The 19554-nt window shown below is 64.0% G+C and carries 21 protein-coding genes; 18 read left to right on the forward strand and 3 right to left on the reverse strand.

The window, feature by feature from the left end; translation table 11 throughout:
- The first annotated feature begins 130 nt into the window (after positions 1 to 130).
- From ABIB99_RS21555 to ABIB99_RS21605, 11 genes are all read left to right on the forward strand, one after another.
- Complete coding sequence (locus ABIB99_RS21555) at positions 131 to 1507, forward strand: MmgE/PrpD family protein (RefSeq protein WP_354177494.1); 1377 nt, start codon at positions 131 to 133, stop codon at positions 1505 to 1507.
- Positions 1508 to 1535: 28 nt separating this feature from the next.
- Positions 1536 to 1922: a carboxymuconolactone decarboxylase family protein gene (locus ABIB99_RS21560; protein WP_027575101.1), complete on the forward strand. Its 387-nt coding sequence runs from the start codon at positions 1536 to 1538 to the stop codon at positions 1920 to 1922.
- Positions 1923 to 1944: 22 nt separating this feature from the next.
- Positions 1945 to 2778 (forward strand): N-acyl homoserine lactonase family protein, encoded by an 834-nt coding sequence (locus ABIB99_RS21565; protein WP_354177495.1) that lies wholly within the window; start codon positions 1945 to 1947, stop codon positions 2776 to 2778.
- Positions 2779 to 2847: 69 nt separating this feature from the next.
- The gene (locus ABIB99_RS21570; protein ID WP_071915391.1) at positions 2848 to 3576 is read left to right on the forward strand and encodes a GntR family transcriptional regulator; all 729 of its coding nucleotides are present in this window, start codon (positions 2848 to 2850) and stop codon (positions 3574 to 3576) included.
- 52 nt (positions 3577 to 3628) lie between these two features.
- The gene (locus tag ABIB99_RS21575) at positions 3629 to 4585 is read left to right on the forward strand and encodes an ABC transporter substrate-binding protein (RefSeq protein ID WP_063984359.1); all 957 of its coding nucleotides are present in this window, start codon (positions 3629 to 3631) and stop codon (positions 4583 to 4585) included.
- A gap of 5 nt (positions 4586 to 4590) precedes the next feature.
- Complete coding sequence (locus ABIB99_RS21580) at positions 4591 to 5346, forward strand: ABC transporter permease (RefSeq protein WP_063984358.1); 756 nt, start codon at positions 4591 to 4593, stop codon at positions 5344 to 5346.
- Positions 5325 to 6131 carry an ABC transporter ATP-binding protein gene (locus ABIB99_RS21585; protein WP_354177496.1) on the forward strand — a complete coding sequence of 269 codons (807 nt, stop codon included), beginning with the start codon at positions 5325 to 5327 and terminating at the stop codon, positions 6129 to 6131. Before ABIB99_RS21580 ends, ABIB99_RS21585 begins: the two co-directional genes overlap by 22 nt.
- A 19-nt stretch (positions 6132 to 6150) precedes the next feature.
- Complete coding sequence (locus tag ABIB99_RS21590) at positions 6151 to 6948, forward strand: ABC transporter permease (protein ID WP_354177497.1); 798 nt, start codon at positions 6151 to 6153, stop codon at positions 6946 to 6948.
- A 9-nt stretch (positions 6949 to 6957) separates the two neighbouring features.
- Positions 6958 to 7617: a polysaccharide deacetylase family protein gene (locus ABIB99_RS21595; protein WP_354177498.1), complete on the forward strand. Its 660-nt coding sequence runs from the start codon at positions 6958 to 6960 to the stop codon at positions 7615 to 7617.
- Between the two features lie 3 nt (positions 7618 to 7620).
- Entirely contained in the window at positions 7621 to 8490 is an 870-nt protein-coding gene (locus ABIB99_RS21600; protein WP_354177499.1) for a fumarylacetoacetate hydrolase family protein, read from the forward strand.
- A gap of 35 nt (positions 8491 to 8525) precedes the next feature.
- On the forward strand, positions 8526 to 9569 hold the full coding sequence (locus ABIB99_RS21605) for a 5-methyltetrahydropteroyltriglutamate--homocysteine methyltransferase (RefSeq protein ID WP_354177500.1): 1044 nt from the start codon (positions 8526 to 8528) through the stop codon (positions 9567 to 9569).
- 162 nt (positions 9570 to 9731) lie between these two features.
- Here ABIB99_RS21605 and ABIB99_RS21610 read toward each other — a convergent pair whose 3' ends face one another.
- Positions 9732 to 10739, reverse strand: coding sequence for an alpha/beta fold hydrolase (locus ABIB99_RS21610; protein WP_354177564.1), 1008 nt, complete (start codon positions 10737 to 10739; stop codon positions 9732 to 9734).
- 299 nt (positions 10740 to 11038) lie between these two features.
- Between ABIB99_RS21610 and ABIB99_RS21615 the strand changes: the two genes are divergently transcribed.
- On the forward strand, positions 11039 to 11902 hold the full coding sequence (locus ABIB99_RS21615; protein ID WP_354177501.1) for an alpha/beta fold hydrolase: 864 nt from the start codon (positions 11039 to 11041) through the stop codon (positions 11900 to 11902).
- 165 nt (positions 11903 to 12067) lie between these two features.
- On the opposite strand, the gene ABIB99_RS21620 is transcribed toward ABIB99_RS21615, so the two are convergent.
- Positions 12068 to 12826 (reverse strand): SDR family NAD(P)-dependent oxidoreductase, encoded by a 759-nt coding sequence (locus tag ABIB99_RS21620; RefSeq protein WP_166097545.1) that lies wholly within the window; start codon positions 12824 to 12826, stop codon positions 12068 to 12070.
- A 166-nt stretch (positions 12827 to 12992) separates the two neighbouring features.
- Here ABIB99_RS21620 and ABIB99_RS21625 point away from each other — a divergent pair, with 166 nt between their 5' ends.
- From ABIB99_RS21625 to ABIB99_RS21650, 6 genes are read left to right on the forward strand one after another with little or no spacing between them, the layout of a single operon-like run.
- Entirely contained in the window at positions 12993 to 14252 is a 1260-nt protein-coding gene (locus ABIB99_RS21625) for an extracellular solute-binding protein (RefSeq protein ID WP_354177502.1), read from the forward strand.
- A 2-nt stretch (positions 14253 to 14254) separates the two neighbouring features.
- Complete coding sequence (locus ABIB99_RS21630) at positions 14255 to 15193, forward strand: carbohydrate ABC transporter permease (RefSeq protein ID WP_071915383.1); 939 nt, start codon at positions 14255 to 14257, stop codon at positions 15191 to 15193.
- Positions 15186 to 16034 (forward strand): carbohydrate ABC transporter permease, encoded by an 849-nt coding sequence (locus ABIB99_RS21635; protein WP_085403202.1) that lies wholly within the window; start codon positions 15186 to 15188, stop codon positions 16032 to 16034. The genes ABIB99_RS21630 and ABIB99_RS21635 overlap by 8 nt, the downstream gene beginning before the upstream one ends.
- 22 nt (positions 16035 to 16056) lie before the next feature.
- A complete protein-coding gene (locus ABIB99_RS21640; RefSeq protein ID WP_354177503.1) occupies positions 16057 to 17154 on the forward strand; it encodes a Gfo/Idh/MocA family protein in 1098 nt (365 codons plus the stop codon).
- 10 nt (positions 17155 to 17164) lie between these two features.
- Entirely contained in the window at positions 17165 to 17809 is a 645-nt protein-coding gene (locus tag ABIB99_RS21645; RefSeq protein WP_354177504.1) for a ThuA domain-containing protein, read from the forward strand.
- Positions 17806 to 18855, forward strand: a complete 1050-nt coding sequence (locus ABIB99_RS21650) for a LacI family DNA-binding transcriptional regulator (protein WP_354177505.1) — start codon at positions 17806 to 17808, stop codon at positions 18853 to 18855. Before ABIB99_RS21645 ends, ABIB99_RS21650 begins: the two co-directional genes overlap by 4 nt.
- Positions 18856 to 18926: 71 nt before the next feature.
- On the opposite strand, the gene ABIB99_RS21655 is transcribed toward ABIB99_RS21650, so the two are convergent.
- Complete coding sequence (locus ABIB99_RS21655) at positions 18927 to 19553, reverse strand: FMN-dependent NADH-azoreductase (protein WP_354177506.1); 627 nt, start codon at positions 19551 to 19553, stop codon at positions 18927 to 18929.
- Position 19554: the final 1 nt, after the last annotated feature.

A 19554-nucleotide genomic window follows, 5' to 3' on the forward strand; every position in this document is an offset into this window, starting at 1 on the left:
TGGCAGCGGGATCCCGCGCCAACGGGCCGGATTGTTATGATTGTCTGACAAGCTGTCAAGCATAACATTTGGGGTCGACAGTTTGCCGCGGATCGTCATATGGTCCGGGAAAACGAGGAAGACGCCCCGCGTGCCGCAAGCTTTAATTCCGAGTGTGAGCAAGACGCTCGCCGATTTCGTCGCGTCCTCGTCGTGGGCGGACGTGGAGGCGCAGAGCCCTGAGGCGAAGCGATCGATCCTCAATTTCTTTGCGACCGCGCTCGGCTCCGCACGCGATCCGGTGGTCACGGCCGCGATGCGCACGCTGTCGCCGTTCAGCGGGGCCGCGACATCGACAATCATCGGCCATTCGCAGTCCATGGACGCGCTGTGCGCGTCGTTTCTCAATGCCATCTCGGCGAATCTGCTCGACTTCGACGACACGCACCCTGAAACGATCATCCATCCGGCCGCGCCGGTCGCCGCGCCGATATTGGCGCTGGCAGAGACGGGCAAGCTGACGGGGCGCGCGGTGCTGACCGCGTTCATCCTTGGCGTGGATGTGGAGTGCCGCATCGGCAATGCAGTCTCGCCGCGTCATTATGCCCGCGGCTGGCACATCACCTCGACCTGCGGGATTTTTGGCGCTGCGGCGGCGTGCGCGAAGCTGTTGGAGCTGCCCGCGGAAGGGATTGCGAACGCGATCGGACTTGCGGCGAGCCAGTCGGCCGGCAATGTCGAGAATCTGCCAAGCGCCGCCAAGAATGTCAGCGTCGGCAACGCCGCGCGTAATGGGTTGTTTGCCGCGCTGCTCGCGCAGCAGGGCTATGAGGCTGCGCCCCGCGCCATCGAAGGTCCGCTCGGCTGGGCGCGTACCATGGGGGATGAGCCGGATCTCGCCCGCATGCTCGATGGCCTCGGCAAGACCTGGGAGATCGCGAAGAACACCTACAAACCCTATCCCGCCGGCATCGTGTTCCATTCGGTCATCGACGCCTGCCTGCTGTTGCGCGAACGAATTGGCCGACGCGTTGACCAGATCGAGTCGGTGACAGTGCAGGGCTCGGCACTGCTGCTTGCGCGCGGTGATCGCCCTGTGAACAACGAGCGCGACGCGCGCGTCAGCATCCATCATTGCGTGGCTTGCGGACTGTTGCTCGGCGCGGCCGGTGTGGCCGAGTTCGCGCAGGAGGCCGTGGTCCGGCCCGATATCGCGCGGCTGCGGCAGAAGGTGAGGGCGGAGCTTGATGCTCAGATGCCCGATGGCGCTGCGCGCGTCATTTTGCGCCTTTCGTCTGGTGAAATTCTCACAGAGACCGTGACTTCGCCGCGCGGCAGCCAGGCTGCGCCGCTTTCAGACCGCGAGATCGAAGAGAAGCTGCGCGAAGGCGTGAGGACCGGTCGAAGCGATTGGGATGCAGACCGCGTCATCGATGCGGTCTGGCGGCTCGATGCGGCGGACGACGTCGCCGCGCTGCTGCAATCACTGCGGCCGCCATCGGCGTCGCGCCGAACAATTTCCAACTAGAATCTCTCAAGACCGGAAAGGGACGATCATGAGCAAGACCGAACTGTTCGAAAAGGGCCTCAAAGTTCGTAAAGAGGTGCTGGGCGAGGACTACGTCAACAAGTCGATCGCCGGTGCCGACGAATTCACGCGCACCATGGCCGAGTGGTCGACCGAATTCTGCTGGGGCGCGCTGTGGACGCGGCCCGGCGTCGACCGCCGCACGCGCTCGATCGTCAATCTGGCGATGCTGGGCGCACTGAACCGCCCGCACGAACTGAAGCTGCACGTCAAGGGCGCCCTGAAGAACGGGCTGACCAAGGAGGAGATCAAGGAGATCCTGCTCCAGGTCGCGGTCTATTGCGGCGTGCCCGCCGGCATCGACGCCTTCCGCAACGCGCGCGAGGCCTTCAACGAGGTCGATGCGGGGTCCTGAGCCCGCTTGATTGGAAGCTCTCATGGCTGACCCGGAATACGAGCTCTTCGCCATCCGCTATGCAACGCGGGATGCCCAGCGGAGCGAGCACTTCATCGGCGGCGACCCGCATGACGGGCCGATGCCGATGGACTATTTCATGTGGCTGGCGAGGGGAGGCGGCCGCACCTTCGTCGTCGACACCGGGTTCAACGCCGAAATCGCAAAGCAGCGCAGGCGAACATTCCTGCGCTGCCCGGTGGAGACGCTTGCCGCGTTCGACATCGACGTGGCCGACGTCAAGGATGTGATCCTCACGCATCTGCACTACGATCACGCCGGCAATTTCGACCGGTTTCCGAATGCGCGGTTTCATCTCCAGGAGCGCGAACTCGCCTACGCCACCGGGCGCTATATGCAGTATCCGAAGCTGTCGCATTCCTTCGAGGTCGAGGACGTCTGCGGGATCGTGCGGCTGAACTATGCGCGCCGGGTGCTGTTCTACGACGGCGACGCCGAGATCGCGCCCGGACTGACGGTTCATGCGGCTGGCGGGCATTCTGCCGGTCTTCAGTTCGTTCGCGTCAACACGCGCCGCGGCCCGGTCGTGCTCGCCTCCGACGTCAGTCATTTCTACGAGAACATGACGAGCGAGCGTCCGTTCACGACGGCATTTCATGTCGGTGACATGCTGGTGGGCTTTGACAAGCTGCGAGCCGCGGCGCCGGACGCGGACCATATCGTTCCCGGCCATGATCCGCTCGTCATGAAGCTCTACCCGGCGCCAGGCCCGGATTTGAAGGGTGTAGCGGTTCGTCTCGACGTGGCGCCATCCAGGGCCGCGCATTCCCAGGACGTTCGGCAAGGCGTCGCGTAACCTAGGTTATAAAAAATCGATTTTCGATTTTCTGTTGACCGGCGGCCGCCGCCTTGCAATCATCCGACCATGGGTCCGCTTCAGTTCCAGTTGTCCGGAAGCCCCGGGGATGGTCCGCGCAGCCTGACGTCAGCGCTGCACGAACGTTTGCGCGCCGACATCCTGGCGACGCGGCTGCCGCCGGGCCAGAAGCTGCATATCGCGGGGCTCGCCAAGCAGTTTTCCGTGAGCCTCGCCGCCGTGCGCGAGGCGCTGTCGCGACTTGTCGCGGACGGGCTCGTGCAGGCGTCGGACCAGCGTGGCTTTCGCGTGAGCCCGGTGTCGCTCGCCGATCTTGCCGACGTGACGCAGACCCGGATCGACATCGAGGGGCTTGCGCTCCGTCGCTCGATCGAGCGGGGCGATGAGGCCTGGCTCGCATCGGTGAAATCCGCCTGGGCGGATTTGAAGGCCGTTCCCCATCGTTATCCCGACGATCCGACCGTGCACTACGAGGAGTGGGTGATCCGTCACCGCATCTTCCATCGTGCGCTGGTCAACGCGTGCGGCTCGCCATGGCTGCTCGGCTTCCGCGACGTGCTGCACGAGCAGAGCGAGCGATATCGCCGCCTCTCGATCCGGCGAGAGGCCGGTGGCAAGCCGCGCAACGTCGAAGCCGAACACAAGGCGATCGTCGCCGCCGTGATCAGGCGCGATGCGGATGCGGCAGTTCGCGCCTTGTCAAAGCACTTCGGTACCACCAAAGAATTCGTCGAGCTCGCCGCCTCTCGCATTGCGGAGGTGAGCCGTACGACCTGACGATCCGGAAAAATCCGGCACACAAAAAACAGAGACCGGGAGGAAGCCAATAATGAAGATCAATCACGCGCTGATGTCGCTGATCGCCGCCGCAATTCTGGTGGGCCCTGCGAGCGCCGCCGACACCATCCGCGTCGGCCTGCCGACGAAAACCTATTGGCCGACGACGATTGCCGAGACGGCGGTGCGGCAGAAACTGTTCGAGAAGGAAGGCATTCAGGCCGAGTTGACGATCTACCGCAGCGGCGCGGAGACGTTCGAGGGCATGGCTGCGGGCGCGGCCGACATCATTCTCGATCCGCCGTCGCTGGTCTCCGCCGGACGCAAGAAGGGCGTGATGTCGCGGATCGTCGCCAATGCCGCGATGGGCAATTTCGGCTGGCAATTGATGGTCCCGACCAAGTCGACGCTCGACGTCAAGGACCTCAACGGCAAGAAGGTGGCGATCACCGCGGCCGGCTCCGGATCCGACCTGCTCGCGCTGTGGACCATCCAGGACAAGAAGATCGATTTTACGCGCGTTCCCGTCGGCGGCGGTGGCCTGGTGCCGAACCTGCTGGCCGGCAATGTCGAGGCGGCCGTGGTCTATTCGCCGCTGAGCTTCCAGATCTCGAAGTCCGGCGAGGCCAAGACCATCCTCGATTACGCGACCGCGGTCCCGCCGAACCTCACTGCGGGCTGGATCGTGCTCGACAAATTCGCCGAGGCCAAGCCCCAGATGGTGCAGAAGGCGGTGAACGCCCTCTACGGCGCGGTCGCGTTCATGCGGGCCAACCGCGACGTCACGGTCAAGCTGATTGCCGAGCTCTATGAAATGCCGCCGGAGATCGCGGGCCTTGAGTACGACAACACCATTATGAAGCTCGAGACCAGCGGCGACATGGGCGCGGCCAACGTCAATGCGGCCGTGCAGCTGTCGCTCGATCTCGCCAAGCTCGGCGGGCTCAAGGACATCGTGCCGGTCGAGGATGTGATCTCGGCCAAGTTCAAGCCGGTTCCGACCAAGTAGTCACGATGCAAAGCACGTTCGTCATCAACCTTGCGCGGATCGCGATCATCATCGCGGTCCTGGCGCTGTGGGAGGTGCTGTCGCGCACCGGCATCGTCAATCCGCGACTGCTGCCATCGGCGTCCGATACCTTCGTGACGCTCGGCGATCTGCTGCAGCGCGCGGCGGTGCGGAAGGATCTGATGGTGACCGCGACCGAGGTGCTGGCCGCGTTCGCGCTGGCCGTGCCCTTCGGTGCGGTGATCGGCTTCCTGGTCGCGGAGAACCGTTACTTTGCGGACGTGGCCAAGCCGCTTTTGTTCTTCGCCTTCAGCATCCCGAAGTCGATCTTCCTGCCGATGTTCATCCTGGTGTTCGGCGTCGGCTTTGCCCAGAAGGTCGGCTTCGGCTTCTTCTCCACGATCTTCATCGTGATCATGTCGACCACGACGGCGGTGGAATCGGTCAAGGTCGAGCATTTGACGGTGGCGCGCTCCTATGGCGCAACGCCATGGCAGACGGCGTTCCGGGTTTATCTGCCGAGCATGCTGCCGGTCCTGCTGGAGGCGTTGCGGATCTCCATGATCTTCAACCTCACCGGCGTGATTTTGGCGGAGATGTACGCCTCGCGCGACGGCATCGGTCACCAGATCGCGACCTGGGGCGAGAACTTCCAGATGAAGCAGCTCCTCGCCGGCGTCGTGATGGTCGCCGCGATCGCCATGACCTTCAACGAACTTGTCAGATGGATGGAAACGCGATGCAGCCATTGGCGAACGTGACCCCGTTGAAGCCCGCCGCGCGCGCTGGCGCGATCGAGGTCAAGAATGTCGGCCAGGTCTTCAAGACCCGGTCGCAGGACGTCGTCGCGCTGGAGGACGTCTCGCTCGAGGTCAAGCCCGGCCGTTTCGTCGTGCTGGTCGGCCCGAGCGGCTGCGGCAAGTCGACCCTTTTGATGATGATGGCGGGACTGCGCCAGCAGACCTCCGGCACGATCACCATCAGCGGCGCGCCGATCCTGCAGCCAGACCCCGACAGGGTCGGCGTGGTGTTCCAGGAAGCGAGCTTGTTCCCGTGGCTGACCGCGGAGGACAATGTCGAGTTTCCGCTGGCGCTGCGGGGCGTGCCCAAGGCCGAGCGCCGCGCCAAGGCGCAGGATGCGCTCAAGCTGGTCTGCCTCGACGGCTTCGGCAGGCGTCATCCCCACGAACTCTCCGGCGGCATGAAGCAGCGCGTCTCGATCGCGCGCGGGCTGGTGCAGGACCCGCCGGTGCTGCTGATGGACGAGCCGTTCGCCGCCCTCGACGAGCAGACGCGCATGACCATGGGCGACGAGTTGCTGCGGATCTGGGCTGCGACCGGCAAGACGGTCGTTTTCGTCACGCACAGCCTCACCGAGGCCGTCTATCTAGCCGACGAGGTGATCGTGATGTCGGCGCGGCCCGGCCGCATCGTCGACCATCTCCAGGTCCAGCTGCCACGGCCCCGCACCTACGAGATGCTGAGCGGCGACGCCTTTGGTGCGCTGCGCGACCGCATCTGGCGGCACATCCGCAAATCGGCGTGAGGCGGATATGAGCGCCAGAATGAGTGCGAAGACGCTGCGATACCTGATCGTGATCGGCCTGATTGCGCTGTGGGAGTTGCTGCCGCGCACCGGTCTCATTCCCGAGCTGTTCCTGCCGTCACTGTCATCGACGCTGATCGCCGGATGGACCGATGCCGCGGAATACGGTCATGCGCTCGCGGTGACGCTCTATGAGGTCGTGGTCTCCATGGCATTCGCCTGCGGCGGCGGCATCCTGCTCGGCGCCATCGTCGGCAGCCTGCCGCGTCCGCGCGTCCTGATCATGCCGATGGTGTCGAGCCTGTATGCGGTGCCGCTCGTGATCCTTTATCCTGTTTTCACGGTGTGGCTCGGCATCGGCTCGGAGTCCAAGATCGCGTTTGCCTCGATCTATGGCTTCCTGCCGACAATGCTCGCCACCGCCGCCGGCATCCAGACCATCGATCCGCAGCTCTTGCTCGCGGCACGCAGCATGGGCGCCACGCTGAGCCAGCGGCTGGTGCGAGTCATCATCCCCGCCGCGATCCCGACCGTGCTGTCGGGCCTGCGCGTCGGCGGCGCGCTGGTCATCGTCGGCGTCGTCGTCTCGGAGATGCTGATCTCATCGGCCGGCATCGGCTATCTGATCTCGCGCTACCGCACGATCCTCGACAGTCCGCACGTGTTCGCGGGCGTGCTGCTCGTGCTGTTCCTCGCCATCGCCTTCAACGCTGCGATCCGCTGGATCGAGCGCAAGGCGGCGATCTGGCAGACCGGCACGCGGGCCGGTCAGGCCAATGACGAGATCGCGTCGCGCGCGATGCAGCCGGCGACCTGAGGTACTGGCGTGTACGATCTGACCCTGACATTCGACAACGGCCCCGATCCGGGTGTGACGCCGCGTGTGCTCGACATTCTCGCCGAGCGCGGCATCAAGACCACCTTCTTCGTCATCGGCGAGAAGCTCGCTGACCCCGCGCGGCGCGGCCTTGCGGTGCGTGCGCACGGGGAGGGGCACTGGATCGGCAATCACACGTTTACGCACACCGTTCCGCTCGGTGAGCAGGCGGATCGCGAGACGGCAGAGAACGAAATCGGCCGCACGCAGTCTGCGATCTCCGATCTCGCGCATCCCCAGCGCTGGTTCCGGCCGTTCGGTGGCGGCGGCAATCTCGATGCGCGGCTGTTGAAACCCTCCGTCGTGGACTACCTCACCCGTAACAAGCACAGCTGCGTGCTCTGGAATGCGATCCCGCGCGACTGGGACGACCCTGACGGCTGGACCGAGCGCGCGCTCGACCAGTGCAGCCGGCAGCCCTGGACGTTGATGGTGCTGCACGATCTCCCGACCGGCGCGATGGATCATCTCGAGCGCTTCCTCGACCGCGCCGAAGCGGCCGGCGCTCGCTTCCGTCAAGATTTCCCGCCGCAATGCGTTCCGATCCGCAACGGCGCGATCGCGCTTCCGATCAACGACTATGTTTCCTCCATCGAAGAGAGTGTTTGACTGATGAAAGTTGCAAGCTTCACGATCGCCGGCACCGCGAGCTATGGCATCGTCACCGACAAGGGCGTCATCGATGCCGGCAAGCGCCTCAAGGCCTATCCGACGCTGAAGGCGCTGCTTGCGAAGGGATCGCTTGACGAATTGAAGAAGCTGTCCGGCGAGAAGCCTGACTATGCGCTGCAGGACGTCGCGCTGCTGCCGACGGTACCCGATCCCGACAAGATCTTCTGCATCGGCGTCAACTACGCCACGCATCTGGCCGAGAGCGGCCATCCGACGCCGGCGCATCCAATGATCTTCACCCGCTTCGCCAACAGCCAGGTCGGCCATGGCCAGCCGATGATCCGGCCGCTGGAATCCGAACGTTTCGATTATGAGGGCGAGATGGCCGTCATCATCGGCAAGGCTGGCCGCCGCATCTCGCGCGAGGCTGCGCTGAACCATGTCGCCGGCTATGCCTGCTACAATGACGGCAGCATCCGTGACTGGCAGCGCCACACCTCGCAATTCGCGCCGGGCAAGAATTTTGCCGGCACCGGCGGCTTCGGGCCCTGGATGGTCACGACCGACGAATTGACCGACGTGACCAAGCAGACGCTGATCACCCGGCTCAACGGTGTCGAGGTGCAGAAGGCCCCGATCTCCGATCTCGTTTTCGACGTGCAGGCCTTGATTGCTTACTGCTCGACGTTCACCGAGCTTGCGCCCGGCGATGTCATCGTCACAGGCACGACCGGCGGCGTCGGCGCCTATCGCACGCCGCCGCTGTGGATGAAGGGCGGCGACGTCGTGGAGATCGAGATCTCCGGCATCGGCATCCTGCGCAACCCCGTCAAGGACGAGGGATCGGCCACGGCGACGCGCGCGGCCTGAGAGCCGCGCTCTATAACAATAAGAAGGAGAATCCCATGCCCATGCCAACGCATATCCTGCCGACCACGGTGGTCGGCAGCTACCCGCAGCCGGAATGGCTGGTGAATCGCGCGATGCTGTCGAAGGTGGTGCCGCGCACCCGCCTGCACGACATGTGGCGGTTGCCGGCAGAGCATCTGGAGGAGGCGCAGGACGATGCGACCATCGTCGCGATCCGCGACATGGAGCGCGCCGGCATCGACATCGTGACCGATGGCGAAATCCGCCGCGAGAGCTACTCCAACCGCTTCGCCACTGCGCTCGATGGCATCGACGGGGACAATCCCGCGATGATCGTGGCGCGCACCGGCAACACCCAGACCCCGGTGCCGCGAGTCGTTGGTCCCGTGAAGCGCAAGGGACCGGTCGAGCTGCACGACATGCAGTTCCTGCGCAAGAACACCGATCGCGCCGCGAAGATCACGTTGCCGGGCCCGTTCACCATGAGCCAGCAGGCCAGGAACGAGTTCTACAAAGACGAGGAGGAACTCGCGATGGCCCTGGCCGAGGCCGTCAATGCCGAGGCGCTCGATCTGCAGAAGGCAGGCGCGGATGTGATCCAGCTCGACGAGCCCTGGGTGCGCAACAATCCGGATCTTGCCAAGCGCTACGCCGTCAAGGCGATCAACCGCGCGCTGCAGGGCATCACGGTGCCGACCGTCGTGCATCTCTGCTTCGGCTATGCCGCGGTCGTGCTGGGCTCGAACAAGCCGGCCGGCTATTCCTTCCTAGCCGAGCTTGACGACACCATTGCCGACCAGATCTCGATCGAGGCCGCGCAGCCGAAGCTCGACCTCGGCGTGCTCAAGGACCTGTCGTCGAAGAAGATCATGCTCGGCGTGCTCGACCTCGCGGATCCCGCGATCGAGAGCGTCGACACTGTGGCCGCCCGTATCCGCAACGGCCTGAAGTACGTCTCGCCGGACCGCCTGGTCCCGGCGCCCGATTGCGGCATGAAGTACATGCCGCGCGCAACCGCGTTCGGAAAACTGAAGGCGATGTGCGATGCGGCGGCCATGGTCCGGCGGGAGATCGGCTGAACAAAAGCTGGGCCGGCGAGGATGGTTCGTTCGCCGGCCATCGCCTGCTGTGGCCAGCTTGGTCGAAATCTGCGCGGGCGTCGGCTCAAAGACCAGTTTCACAACGTTGAACATTCGTCGTCATTGGCGAGGACGACATCGCCGCGGAGGTGCAGCCGCCGTTCAAGCCGACAGGAATTTGGTTAGAAGCTCCGTGGTGTCGGTCGGGTTTTCCTCGGGAAAGAAGTGACCGCCCTTGACGGCCCGACCTTGTACGTTGTCGGCCCACTTCTTCCAAATTCCCAATGCGCCGCCATTCTGCGCGTAGAATGTATCGAGTGGCCCGCCAGAGGCCCACAGGTGCAGCATAGGGCACTTGATGCGCCGGCCTTCCTTCTGGTCCGCCTTGTCATGCTCGATATCCAGGGTTGCGGCCGCGCGGTACTCTTCGCAGATCGCATGCACCCGAGCCGGATCGCGATAGGTTTCGATGTATTCCGCTTTCACTTCGGGGCCGAATGAGCCCTGGCCGAAGGGATTGTCGAATACCGCGTCCGGCGCACCGATCAGGTATTTTTCGGGAAGCGGTGCCTTCTGCGAGAGGAGGCTCCATGGCCAGTAGGTCATGGCGAACTTTGCGTCGGCGTGGCCCCAGGCTTCCGAGATCGGCAGCACGTCAAACACTGCGAGACGCGGCACCTTCTCCGGGTGATCGAGCGCAAGGCGGTAGGAAACGCGACCGCCGCGATCGTGTCCAACCAGATCGAATTTGGAAAAGCCAAGCTTATCCATCACGGCGACGAGCTCATTCGCCATCGCCCGCTTTGTATAGGGATAGTGATCCTCCGCAGAGGCGGGAACGCCGCTGCGGCCATATCCACGAAGATCGACGCAGATGACCGTGCGATTGCCGGCGAGATGCGGCGCGACATGACGCCACATCAGGCTGGTTCGCGGAAATCCATGGACCATGAGCAGTGGGGATCCGCTCCCGTAGCGCCTGATGAAAATGGTGTTGTCATCGGTCTTGATCTCCTTTGTCTCGAAGAGATCGGAAGCGTTCGAGGTGGAATTGTTTGGGGATTGGCCGGCCGCGCGTCGCGGTAGAAGCGCCAGTGATAGAGCGGCGCTCGATGCAGCGGTCATCACCTGGACGAAAGTGCGGCGCTCGATCTTTGTCTTTTCTGTCATCCCTGAGGTCCTTCGAGGTTCGCGCGACGCTCCTGGCAAACGCCCCCTCAATGACGACGCGGTGAGACATGTTAGCACCTGCGTGGAAGCGCGCTTTCGCAGGATTAGCGTCACTGAACCGTTCGTGCTGATGATTTCGGTCATCCCGCTGGCGCGATGGGGCAGAGGCGGGGAGCAGTCGGGAAGTGATCGTTGGAATGATCCTCCGCCTGTAACCAATTTGGTCGCGTCGCCGAATAGCGGGAGGTCAGGGTAAGCGGAGGTGCGTCAACGCAAGCCGCCAGAGCAATGGAGGATCCATGTCCGACGAAATCAACCACGATCGCCGGCGTTTCGTTGGTGCTGCGGCAACGACAGTAGCTGCAGCACAATTCGGCGTGATCGCGCCGGCGGTTGCAGATCCCCGAGCGAGCAAGAAGGTCGCCCGCGACGTCAGCAGAAGATCGGAAACCGCGGGGACGGACGCCACCGTCGTTCTCGTCCACGGCGCCTGGGCCGACGGTTCAAGCTGGGCGCACGTCATCACGCTGCTGCAGTCCGAGGGACTGAAGACGATGGCAGCGCCGATTCCGCTCACATCGCTATCAGATGATGTCGCGGCGCTTGAACGAGCGCTGGAGCGGACCGACGGACCGGTTGTCCTTGTCGCGCATGCCTATGCTGGCGCCGTGATAGGTGCGGTCATTCAGGACAGAGTGCGGTCGCTGGTCTTCATTTCGGCTCTCTGTCCCGACGAAGGCGAAACAGTCGCGCAAATATTCTATCGCGACAAGCCGTCGCCGGAGGCACCGAAACTCACCCCCGACAGTCATGGTTTCCTCTGGATGCCGAACGACCGGTTTGGCGCGGCCTGGTGCCAGCATGCCCGACCTGAGCAGGCTGCGCTCCTTGCTGCGATCCAGCGTCCCATTGCCGTCGCGGCAATCCAGGAAAAGGCTCCGAAAGCGGCATGGAAGGCAAAGCCGTCGTGGTACCTGGTCGCCGAGGAGGATCGAATGATCAATCCGGCGACACAGCTATTCCTGGCACGACGGATGGGTGCGCAGGTTCGCTCCGAGAAAGTCGATCATGCATCGCCGATCACCGCGCCGAAGCTGGTCGCCGGAATGATACGCGAGGCCGTCGCCAACGCAGGTCCGAACGCCACGCAGCAACACGGCTGAACTATCGCTATCGGTGCGATATGGTTGAAAGTGCCATTGGCATCTTTTCCAATAGGCTTCGCGACCTCGGCTTGTGCAAACAACTGGACGGAGTCACCAGCTGAATCTTAGTCAGCGGGGGGACCAGGTTCGAGCTCTGGTCCCGCCGACGACCCTCAAAGCATCTCACACCCAGCCGCCATCCACGACGTAGTGCTGAGCGGTGCAGGCGGAGGCCTCGTCGGACGCGAGGAACAGGGTGAATTTCGCGACCTCGTCCGGTACCAGCCGGCGCTTCAGGCACTGTCGCTGCTGCAGTTCGATCTCGCCCGCCGGCGTCATCCATTTCTCGAGCTGGCGCTCGGTCATGATCCAGCCCGGCGCGATCGCGTTCACGCGGATGTTGTAGGGGCCGTAATCGCGCGCGAGGGAGCGCGTCAGACCGACCACGCCCGACTTGCTGGCCGTGTACGCGGCCATGCCGCCTTGACCGGCCATCCACGACACCGAGCCGAAATTGATGATGGCGCCGGCATTCGCCGCCTTCATGTCCGGCAGCACGGCTTGGGCGGCGAAGAACTGGTGCTTCAGGTTCACCGCGATGCGGTCGTCCCAGTATTCCGGCGTCATCTCCTCGGTGTTGTGCCGTTCGTCATGTGCGGCATTGTTGACGAGGATATTGATCGCGCCGTGTGCCTTGCGCGCCTCGGCGACGCCGGCGCGCAACGCGGCGATGTCAGTCAGGTCGACGCGCTGGAAATGCGCAGCCAGACCCTGATCCGACAGCTCGCGTGCGAGGCGTTCGCCCTCGTCGGCCTTGATATCGAAGAACACGACATTGGATTTCTGCTGCGCGAAGCGCCGCACGATCGCAGCCCCAATCCCCGATGCGCCACCGGTGACGAGAACGACCTTGCCGGCAAGGTCGGAATAAACGGCGGCCATGGGCACCTCTCAAGTTGCGTTGCGGCGGTGCGAGGCGCCGCCCAGTTGTCCCGCCAACCTTAGCCATTCCCCGCGTGAGGTGCATAGATCAGAATTTTAGTTGCGTACCTCAAAATTCGAAGGCAGGATTGCAGCCAAAGAATAAGAGCCGGTTGGGAGGAATGTGATGAGACTGCTCGGGAAGCTGGGACTCGCCGCCGCCGCATACCTGCTTTGGGCCAACTCCGCCGCGGCCGACACGACCGTCAAGTGGTTGCACATCGAAGCCAATCCGGCCCAGGTGAAGATCTGGGAGGAGGTTGCGCGCGCCTATGAGGCGTCGCATCCCGGCACCAAGATCGAGATGCAGTTCCTCGAGAACGAGGCCTACAAGGCCAAGCTGCCGACCATCCTGCAATCCAAGGACCGGCCGAACATCATCTACAGCTGGGCCGGCGGCGTCCTGAAGACGCAGATCGAGGCCGGCGTCCTCGACGACATCACCGATCAGGTGAAGGGGTACAGCGACAGCCTCACGCCGGCAGCGCTCGCCGCCTTCACGGCCAACGGCCGCGTTTACGGTCTTCCGACCGCGCTGTCGCAGGTCGGCTTCCTCTGCAACAAGGAGCTGATGGCGAAGGCGAAGGTCGATCCCGCAGGGATCAAGAGCTGGGACGACCTGCTTGCAGCGGTGAAAACGTTGAAAGCCGCCGGCGTGACCCCGATCGTGGTCGGCGGGGCCGACAAATGGCCGCTGCACTTCTATTGGACGCATCTTGCGGTGCGCGTCGGCGGCAAGCCGGCGTTCGATGCGGCGCTGCGCGGCGAGGACGGCGGCTTCGCGGGGGAGACCTTCCGGAAATCCGGCGAGCTGTTCAAGCAACTCGTCGATCTCCAGCCGTTCCAGAATGGCTTCCTCGGCTTCAAGAATCCGCAGGCGGTCGGCTATTTCGGCGATGGCAAGGCGGCGATGACGCTCGCGATCTCGACCGTCTATCATCTGCAGCGTGCGCTTGCCGCCGACAAGGTCGGATTGAGCGAAGACAAGATCTGCTGGTTCGACTTCCCGGTCGTGGCCGGCGGCAAGGGCGTGCCAACCGATACGCTTGGCGGCATCACCGGCTGGCTGATCACGAAGGGCTCGCCGAAGGAGGCCGTCGATTTCCTGAAATACTTCGTCTCCAGGGACGTGCAGACGCGGCTTGCAGCGGGCAACTTCATCATCCCGGTGGTTCAGGGAGCGGATGCCGGTCTCAACAACGCCTTCATGAAGCTGATCGCGGCCAATCTGGCGAAGTCGAACTACCACCAGAACTTCTATGACCAGAGCCTCGGCCCCTCGGTTGGCCGCGTCGTCAACGACGTCACCGCCGAGATCGCCGGCGGCAGCATGAGCCCGCAAGACGCGGCCAAGGCGATCGAGGCGGCGTGGAAGCAGGGTAACTGACGGTGGCACGCCGGGCCGCGAGCGTGTCGGCGATGGACGTTGCCGGTGAGCTCCCGCAGGTCGCCGAGCGCGGCCCGAGCTGGGACGGCAGGCTTACGGTCCTGATCCTGTTCCTGCCGCCGGCGCTGCTGTTGTTCACGCTGTTCGTGGTGCTGCCGATCGGCGAGGCGGCCTGGTACTCGGCCTTCAACTGGAACGGGTTCGGCAGGCCGACCAACTGGATCGGCTTCGACAACTACCGTTTCGTGTTGGAGACACGCGCCTTCTGGCTTGCGCTGCGCAACAACGGGCTGATCATCGCTGTTTCGCTCGCCATCCAGCTGCCGCTTGCGCTCACGCTGGCCTTGATGCTCGCCGAACGCTTTCGCGGGGCGGTGGCTCTGCGCATGCTGTTCTTCATGCCTTATATCCTGGCCGAGATCGCGACCGGGCTGATCTTCAGCTTCGTCTACGACGGCGATTACGGCCTTGTCGCCTCGATCTGGCGTACCTTCGGCGCCGAGCCCCCGCATCTGCTGGCCTCGACCGATACGGCAATGCTGGCCGTGCTGATCGTCGTCGTCTGGAAGTACTTCGGTTTCCACATGATGCTGTTCATCGCGGCGCTCCAGGGCCTCGACAAGAGCCTGATCGAAGCCGCGCGCATCGACGGCGCGACGCGTTCGCAAGCCCTGCGACACGTGGTCATCCCCTTGCTCTATCCGACGATTCGCCTCTCGGTGTTCTTCGCCATCGTCGGCTCGCTGCAGCTGTTCGACCTCGTCATGCCGCTGACGCGTGGGGGGCCTGCGGACTCCTCGAACACGCTGGTGAGCTTCCTCTACAACAACGGCATCTCCCGCATGCGGGTCGGCTATGGCAGCGCCATCGGTGTCATTCTGTTCACGATCTGCGTGACCTTTGCCTTCACGTACAAGCGATGGTTCATGCGTGATGAGTAGCACCGAGACCAATCGTACGCCGTTCGATCCTGCCGTGCTGTTCAAGGCGGTGTTCCTCGCCGTCGTTGCCGTCTTCGTGCTGGTGCCGCTGCTCGCGACCTTGCTCGGCGGCTTCAAATCGCTCGGCGAATTGCGCGTCAATCCGTTCGGCCTGCCACGTCACTGGGAGTGGCAGAATTATGCCGACATCCTGTTCTCCGCGCGCTACTGGCAGCTCTTGCGCAACTCGCTGATCATCTCGACGCTCACGGTGACCCTGACCCTGATCGTCGCCTCGATGGCGGCGTTCACCTTCGCCCATGTCAGGTTCTACGGCTCATCGATGCTGCTGAGCTACCTGACGCTCGGCCTGCTGTTTCCGGCGGCGACCGCGGTGCTGCCGCTGTTCATCAAGGTGCGCGATCTCGGGCTGCTCGATACCTATTTTGGCGTGGCGCTGCCGCAGGTGGCCTTCAGCCTCGCGATGAGCGTGCTGCTGCTGCGGCGCTTCTTCAAGGACATTCCCTATGAACTGCTCGAGGCCGCGCTGGTCGACGGCTGCAGCTACATCAAATTCTTCCGCTATGTGACGCTGCCGTTGTCGCGACCGATCCTGGCGACCGTCGGGACCATCACCTTCGTCAACAGCTGGAATGCCTATCTGTTGCCGCTGGTGATGCTCAACACCGATGCGCTCTATCCCTGGCCCCTCGGCATCATGGTTTATCAGGGCGAGTATTCGTCCGAATGGCACCTGATCCTGGCCTTCATCACGCTGACCATCCTGCCCACCATCATTCTTTTTCTTCTGGCGCAGAAACACATCGTCGCCGGCCTCACCGCAGGCGCGGTCAAGGGATGAACGATACCTTACGGAGATCACAATGAGAAAAGTCGGCATCGGAATCATCGGCTGCGGCAATATCAGCACCGCCTATCTGAAGGCGGCTCAGCGCTTTCCGGTCATGGAAATCAAGGCGCTCGCCGATATGCGCAGCGATGCTGCAGAGCGGCAGGGCGCCGCCTTCGGGCTGCCGGCGATGCGGGTCGATCAACTGCTCAAGCGAGAGGATGTCGAGATCGTCATCAATCTCACGGTCCCGCTCGCCCATACCGACGTCAGCCTCGCGGTGCTGAACGCCGGCAAGCACGTTCATTCCGAGAAGCCGCTCGGCATCGACGTCGCAGAAGCCCACAAGGTGATGGATCTCGCCGCGCAGAAGGGCCTTCGCGTCGGCTGCGCGCCCGATACGTTCCTTGGCGGTGGGCACCAGACCGCGCGCAAGCTGATCGACGATGGCGCGATAGGCACGCCGGTCGCGGGCAGCGTCTTCTTTGGCTGTCCCGGCCATGAGCGCTGGCACCCGTCGCCGGGCTTCTATTACCTTCGCGGCGGAGGGCCGATGCTCGACATGGGGCCGTATTACATCACGGATCTCGTGCAGCTGCTTGGCCCGGTCGCGAGCGTGATGGGCTCGACCGCGCGCCCGAAATCCGAGCGGTTGGTCACCAGCCAGCCGATGAACGGCACCCTGATCCCGGTCGAGGTTTCGACCCATGTCGCCGGCACGCTCGAATTCGAGAACGGGGCGGTCGTCTCGATCGCGATGAGCTTCGACGTACCGAAGCACCGGCACGCGCCGATCGAGATCTATGGCGACAAGGGCAGCATGTTGGTGCCGGACCCGAACCGGTTCGGCGGCGAGGTGCAGATCGCGAAGACTGGCGGTGAATGGGAGCCGGTGCCGCTGACCCACGGTCATGTCGATGGCGAGTTTCGTTCCATCGGTGTCGCCGACATGGCCTCCGCGATCCTGAACAACCGCCCGCATCGCGCCAGCGGCGCGCTCGCTTTCCATGTGCTCGAGGTGATGGAGGCGTTCCAGACCTCCGCCGACGAAGGACGCCGCGTCAAGATCGGCAGCTGCGTCGAGCGGCCGGCAATGCTGCCGGCCGGACGTGAAACCGGACAGATCGACTGAGGGAATGACCATGCGCAAGGCAATGATTGTATGGGGGGGCTGGCCGGGACACGATCCCGATCTCTGCGCCTCGATGATCCGCGGCTGGCTGAAGGCGGAAGGCTTCGAGGTTCGGGTCGAGACCACGACGGCGGCGTTCGCCGATCCCGCGATCCACGATCTGTCGCTGATCATCCCGATCTATACCATGTCGAAGATCGAGAAGGCGGAAGCGCTCAATCTCTGCGCGGCGGTGCGTGGCGGCGTCGGGCTGGCCGGGCATCATGGAGGCATGTGCGATGCGTTCCGCGAGTCCGTCGACTACCAGTTCCTGTGCGGCGGGCAGTGGGTCGCGCATCCCGGCAACATCATCGACTACAAGGTCGACTTGACGAAGCCGGATGACCCCATCATGAAGGGGCTGAAGAGTTTCGAGCATCGGTCCGAGCAGTACTACATGCATGTCGACCCCGCCAACGAGGTGCTGGCGACGACGACCTTCACCAGCGATCACGCGCCCTGGATCGACGGCGTGGTGATGCCGGTGGTCTGGAAGAAGCGATACGGCGCGGGCAGGGTGTTCTACTCCTCGCTCGGCCACCGCGCTTATGAGCTCGACGTACCGGAGATCCGAACGTTGATGACCCGCGGCATGCTGTGGGCCGCGCGCGAATGACAGCCGGTGCGACGCAGCCGGCCGTTCGCGCCACGCTGGAGGACGTCGCGCGTGCGGCGGGCGTTTCGCTCGCAACCGTCGACCGCGTCGTCAACCGGCGCGAGGGCGTGCGTGCCAAGACCGTCGCACGTGTCGAGGCCGCGGTGGCAAAACTCGGCTATCGGGGCGACGTCGCGGCCGCGCGGCTCGCCCGCGGGCAAACGTTCCGCTTCGCCTTCGTGCTGCCGAGCGGCAGCAACAGCTTCATGACCAACCTGGCCGAGCAGGTCCAACGCACCGCGGACTGGCTCGCCGGCCACCGCGGCTTCATCGATATCCTCCATGTCGACGTGTTCGATCCGGATGTGCTCGCCGGTGCGCTGGAAAACCTGTCGCCGGCCTATCAGGGCGTCGCCGTCATCGCGCTCGACCATCCCAGGGTGCGCGCCGCGATCGACGAGCTTGCCGCGCGCGGAGTCGCCGTGGTGACCCTTGTATCGGACGCGCCGAGCTCGCGGCGGCTGCATTATGTCGGTATCGACAACCCGGCCGCGGGGCGAACTGCGGCAACGCTGATGGGGCGTTTCCTCGCCGGCCGCGAGGGGAAGGTTGCCGTGATCGCGGGATCGCTATCGTTGCGCGATCACACCGAGCGGCAGTTCGGGTTCCACCAGATCCTGTCCAGCGAGTATCCGAACCTGCTCGCGCTGCCGGTGATCGAAGGCCGCGACGACAGCGAGCGCACGCGGGAGCTCACGGCCACGCTGCTGGCGCGCCACGCCGATCTCCGCGGCATCTACTGCTGCGGCGCCGGGAACCGCGGCATCGCCAATGCGCTGGAGGCCTTGGGCCGCGCGCGCGAAGTGGTCTGGATCACGCACGAGCTGACCCAGTACACGCGGCGTTTCCTGGTCCGCGGCACGCTCGATGCCGTCATCAATCAGGATCCCGGTCACGAGGCGCGGTCTGCGGCGCGAGTTCTGCTCGCCCATTGTTCGGGTGAGCTGATCAGCCCCGACCAGGAGCGCATCCGCATCGATATTTTTCTGCGGGACAACCTGCCGTGATTAGGGTTCGCGGGTGATGCGCAGCTTGCCTCGATAGATATCGCGAAGCGCCGCAGCGGCCTCAACGGTGCTCAGAAGTTCGCTGCCATTGCGGCGAGCTGCAGATGGGCTCTTTCGCGGGCCGCCTCGATGGGCTGTTGCGGCCCGGTGGTTGGCCCGATCGGCACGAAACGGACATTGCTGATGCCGATAAAGCGCAAGATTTCCCGCAGGTAAGGCGTTGCCATGTCGATGCGCCCGCGGTTCATTCCGGTGGCGAAATCGCTGCCACTGGCGAGAATCACCGCGGTCGGCCGGTCCGTCAGCAGCGGGAGATATCCCAGGGAGGGATCGAACCGAAAGGTGAGCCCGGGCTGGACGATGACGTCGAACCATTGCTTGAGCTTGTAGGGAATGCTGAAGTTCCACATCGGCGTCGAGATCAGCACCCGATCGGCCAGTGAAAACCGCAGCGCCATCCGCTCGGCCTCGGCAAAGCTGTCCCGTTGCGCGTCGTTGAAGGGCTGCGCCTTCATGCGCGCATATTTGGCCTCGACGATGGGACCTGCGAATTCCGGCAGCCGCTCGCGCCAGAGATCCACGACGTCGATATCCCAGTCCGGACGAGCCTGCCGAAATCCGTCAAGAAAGACGCGCGCGCCGGCGCTCGACTCGGAGTCGGCACGGGGCGAGCAGGAGAGGTGCAAAAGCTTTGCCACC

Origin of the sequence: Bradyrhizobium sp. LA6.1, from assembly GCF_040547805.1 — a bacterium.
Lineage (GTDB): Bacteria > Pseudomonadota > Alphaproteobacteria > Rhizobiales > Xanthobacteraceae > Bradyrhizobium > Bradyrhizobium barranii.

Excerpts from the sequence above, each read along its gene's own strand:
- ABIB99_RS21560 (WP_027575101.1), top strand. The coding sequence starts at position 1,536 with ATGAGCAAGACCGAACTGTTCGAAAAGGGCCTCAAAGTTCGTAAAGAG.
- ABIB99_RS21565 (WP_354177495.1), top strand. The coding sequence starts at position 1,945 with ATGGCTGACCCGGAATACGAGCTCTTCGCCATCCGCTATGCAACGCGG.
- ABIB99_RS21570 (WP_071915391.1), top strand. The coding sequence starts at position 2,848 with ATGGGTCCGCTTCAGTTCCAGTTGTCCGGAAGCCCCGGGGATGGTCCG.
- ABIB99_RS21575 (WP_063984359.1), top strand. The coding sequence starts at position 3,629 with ATGAAGATCAATCACGCGCTGATGTCGCTGATCGCCGCCGCAATTCTG.
- ABIB99_RS21580 (WP_063984358.1), top strand. The coding sequence starts at position 4,591 with ATGCAAAGCACGTTCGTCATCAACCTTGCGCGGATCGCGATCATCATC.
- ABIB99_RS21585 (WP_354177496.1), top strand. The coding sequence starts at position 5,325 with ATGCAGCCATTGGCGAACGTGACCCCGTTGAAGCCCGCCGCGCGCGCT.
- ABIB99_RS21590 (WP_354177497.1), top strand. The coding sequence starts at position 6,151 with ATGAGTGCGAAGACGCTGCGATACCTGATCGTGATCGGCCTGATTGCG.
- ABIB99_RS21600 (WP_354177499.1), top strand. The coding sequence starts at position 7,621 with ATGAAAGTTGCAAGCTTCACGATCGCCGGCACCGCGAGCTATGGCATC.
- ABIB99_RS21605 (WP_354177500.1), top strand. The coding sequence starts at position 8,526 with ATGCCCATGCCAACGCATATCCTGCCGACCACGGTGGTCGGCAGCTAC.
- ABIB99_RS21610 (WP_354177564.1), bottom strand. The coding sequence starts at position 10,739 with ATGACAGAAAAGACAAAGATCGAGCGCCGCACTTTCGTCCAGGTGATG.
- ABIB99_RS21615 (WP_354177501.1), top strand. The coding sequence starts at position 11,039 with ATGTCCGACGAAATCAACCACGATCGCCGGCGTTTCGTTGGTGCTGCG.
- ABIB99_RS21620 (WP_166097545.1), bottom strand. The coding sequence starts at position 12,826 with ATGGCCGCCGTTTATTCCGACCTTGCCGGCAAGGTCGTTCTCGTCACC.
- ABIB99_RS21625 (WP_354177502.1), top strand. The coding sequence starts at position 12,993 with ATGAGACTGCTCGGGAAGCTGGGACTCGCCGCCGCCGCATACCTGCTT.
- ABIB99_RS21635 (WP_085403202.1), top strand. The coding sequence starts at position 15,186 with ATGAGTAGCACCGAGACCAATCGTACGCCGTTCGATCCTGCCGTGCTG.
- ABIB99_RS21640 (WP_354177503.1), top strand. The coding sequence starts at position 16,057 with ATGAGAAAAGTCGGCATCGGAATCATCGGCTGCGGCAATATCAGCACC.
- ABIB99_RS21645 (WP_354177504.1), top strand. The coding sequence starts at position 17,165 with ATGCGCAAGGCAATGATTGTATGGGGGGGCTGGCCGGGACACGATCCC.
- ABIB99_RS21650 (WP_354177505.1), top strand. The coding sequence starts at position 17,806 with ATGACAGCCGGTGCGACGCAGCCGGCCGTTCGCGCCACGCTGGAGGAC.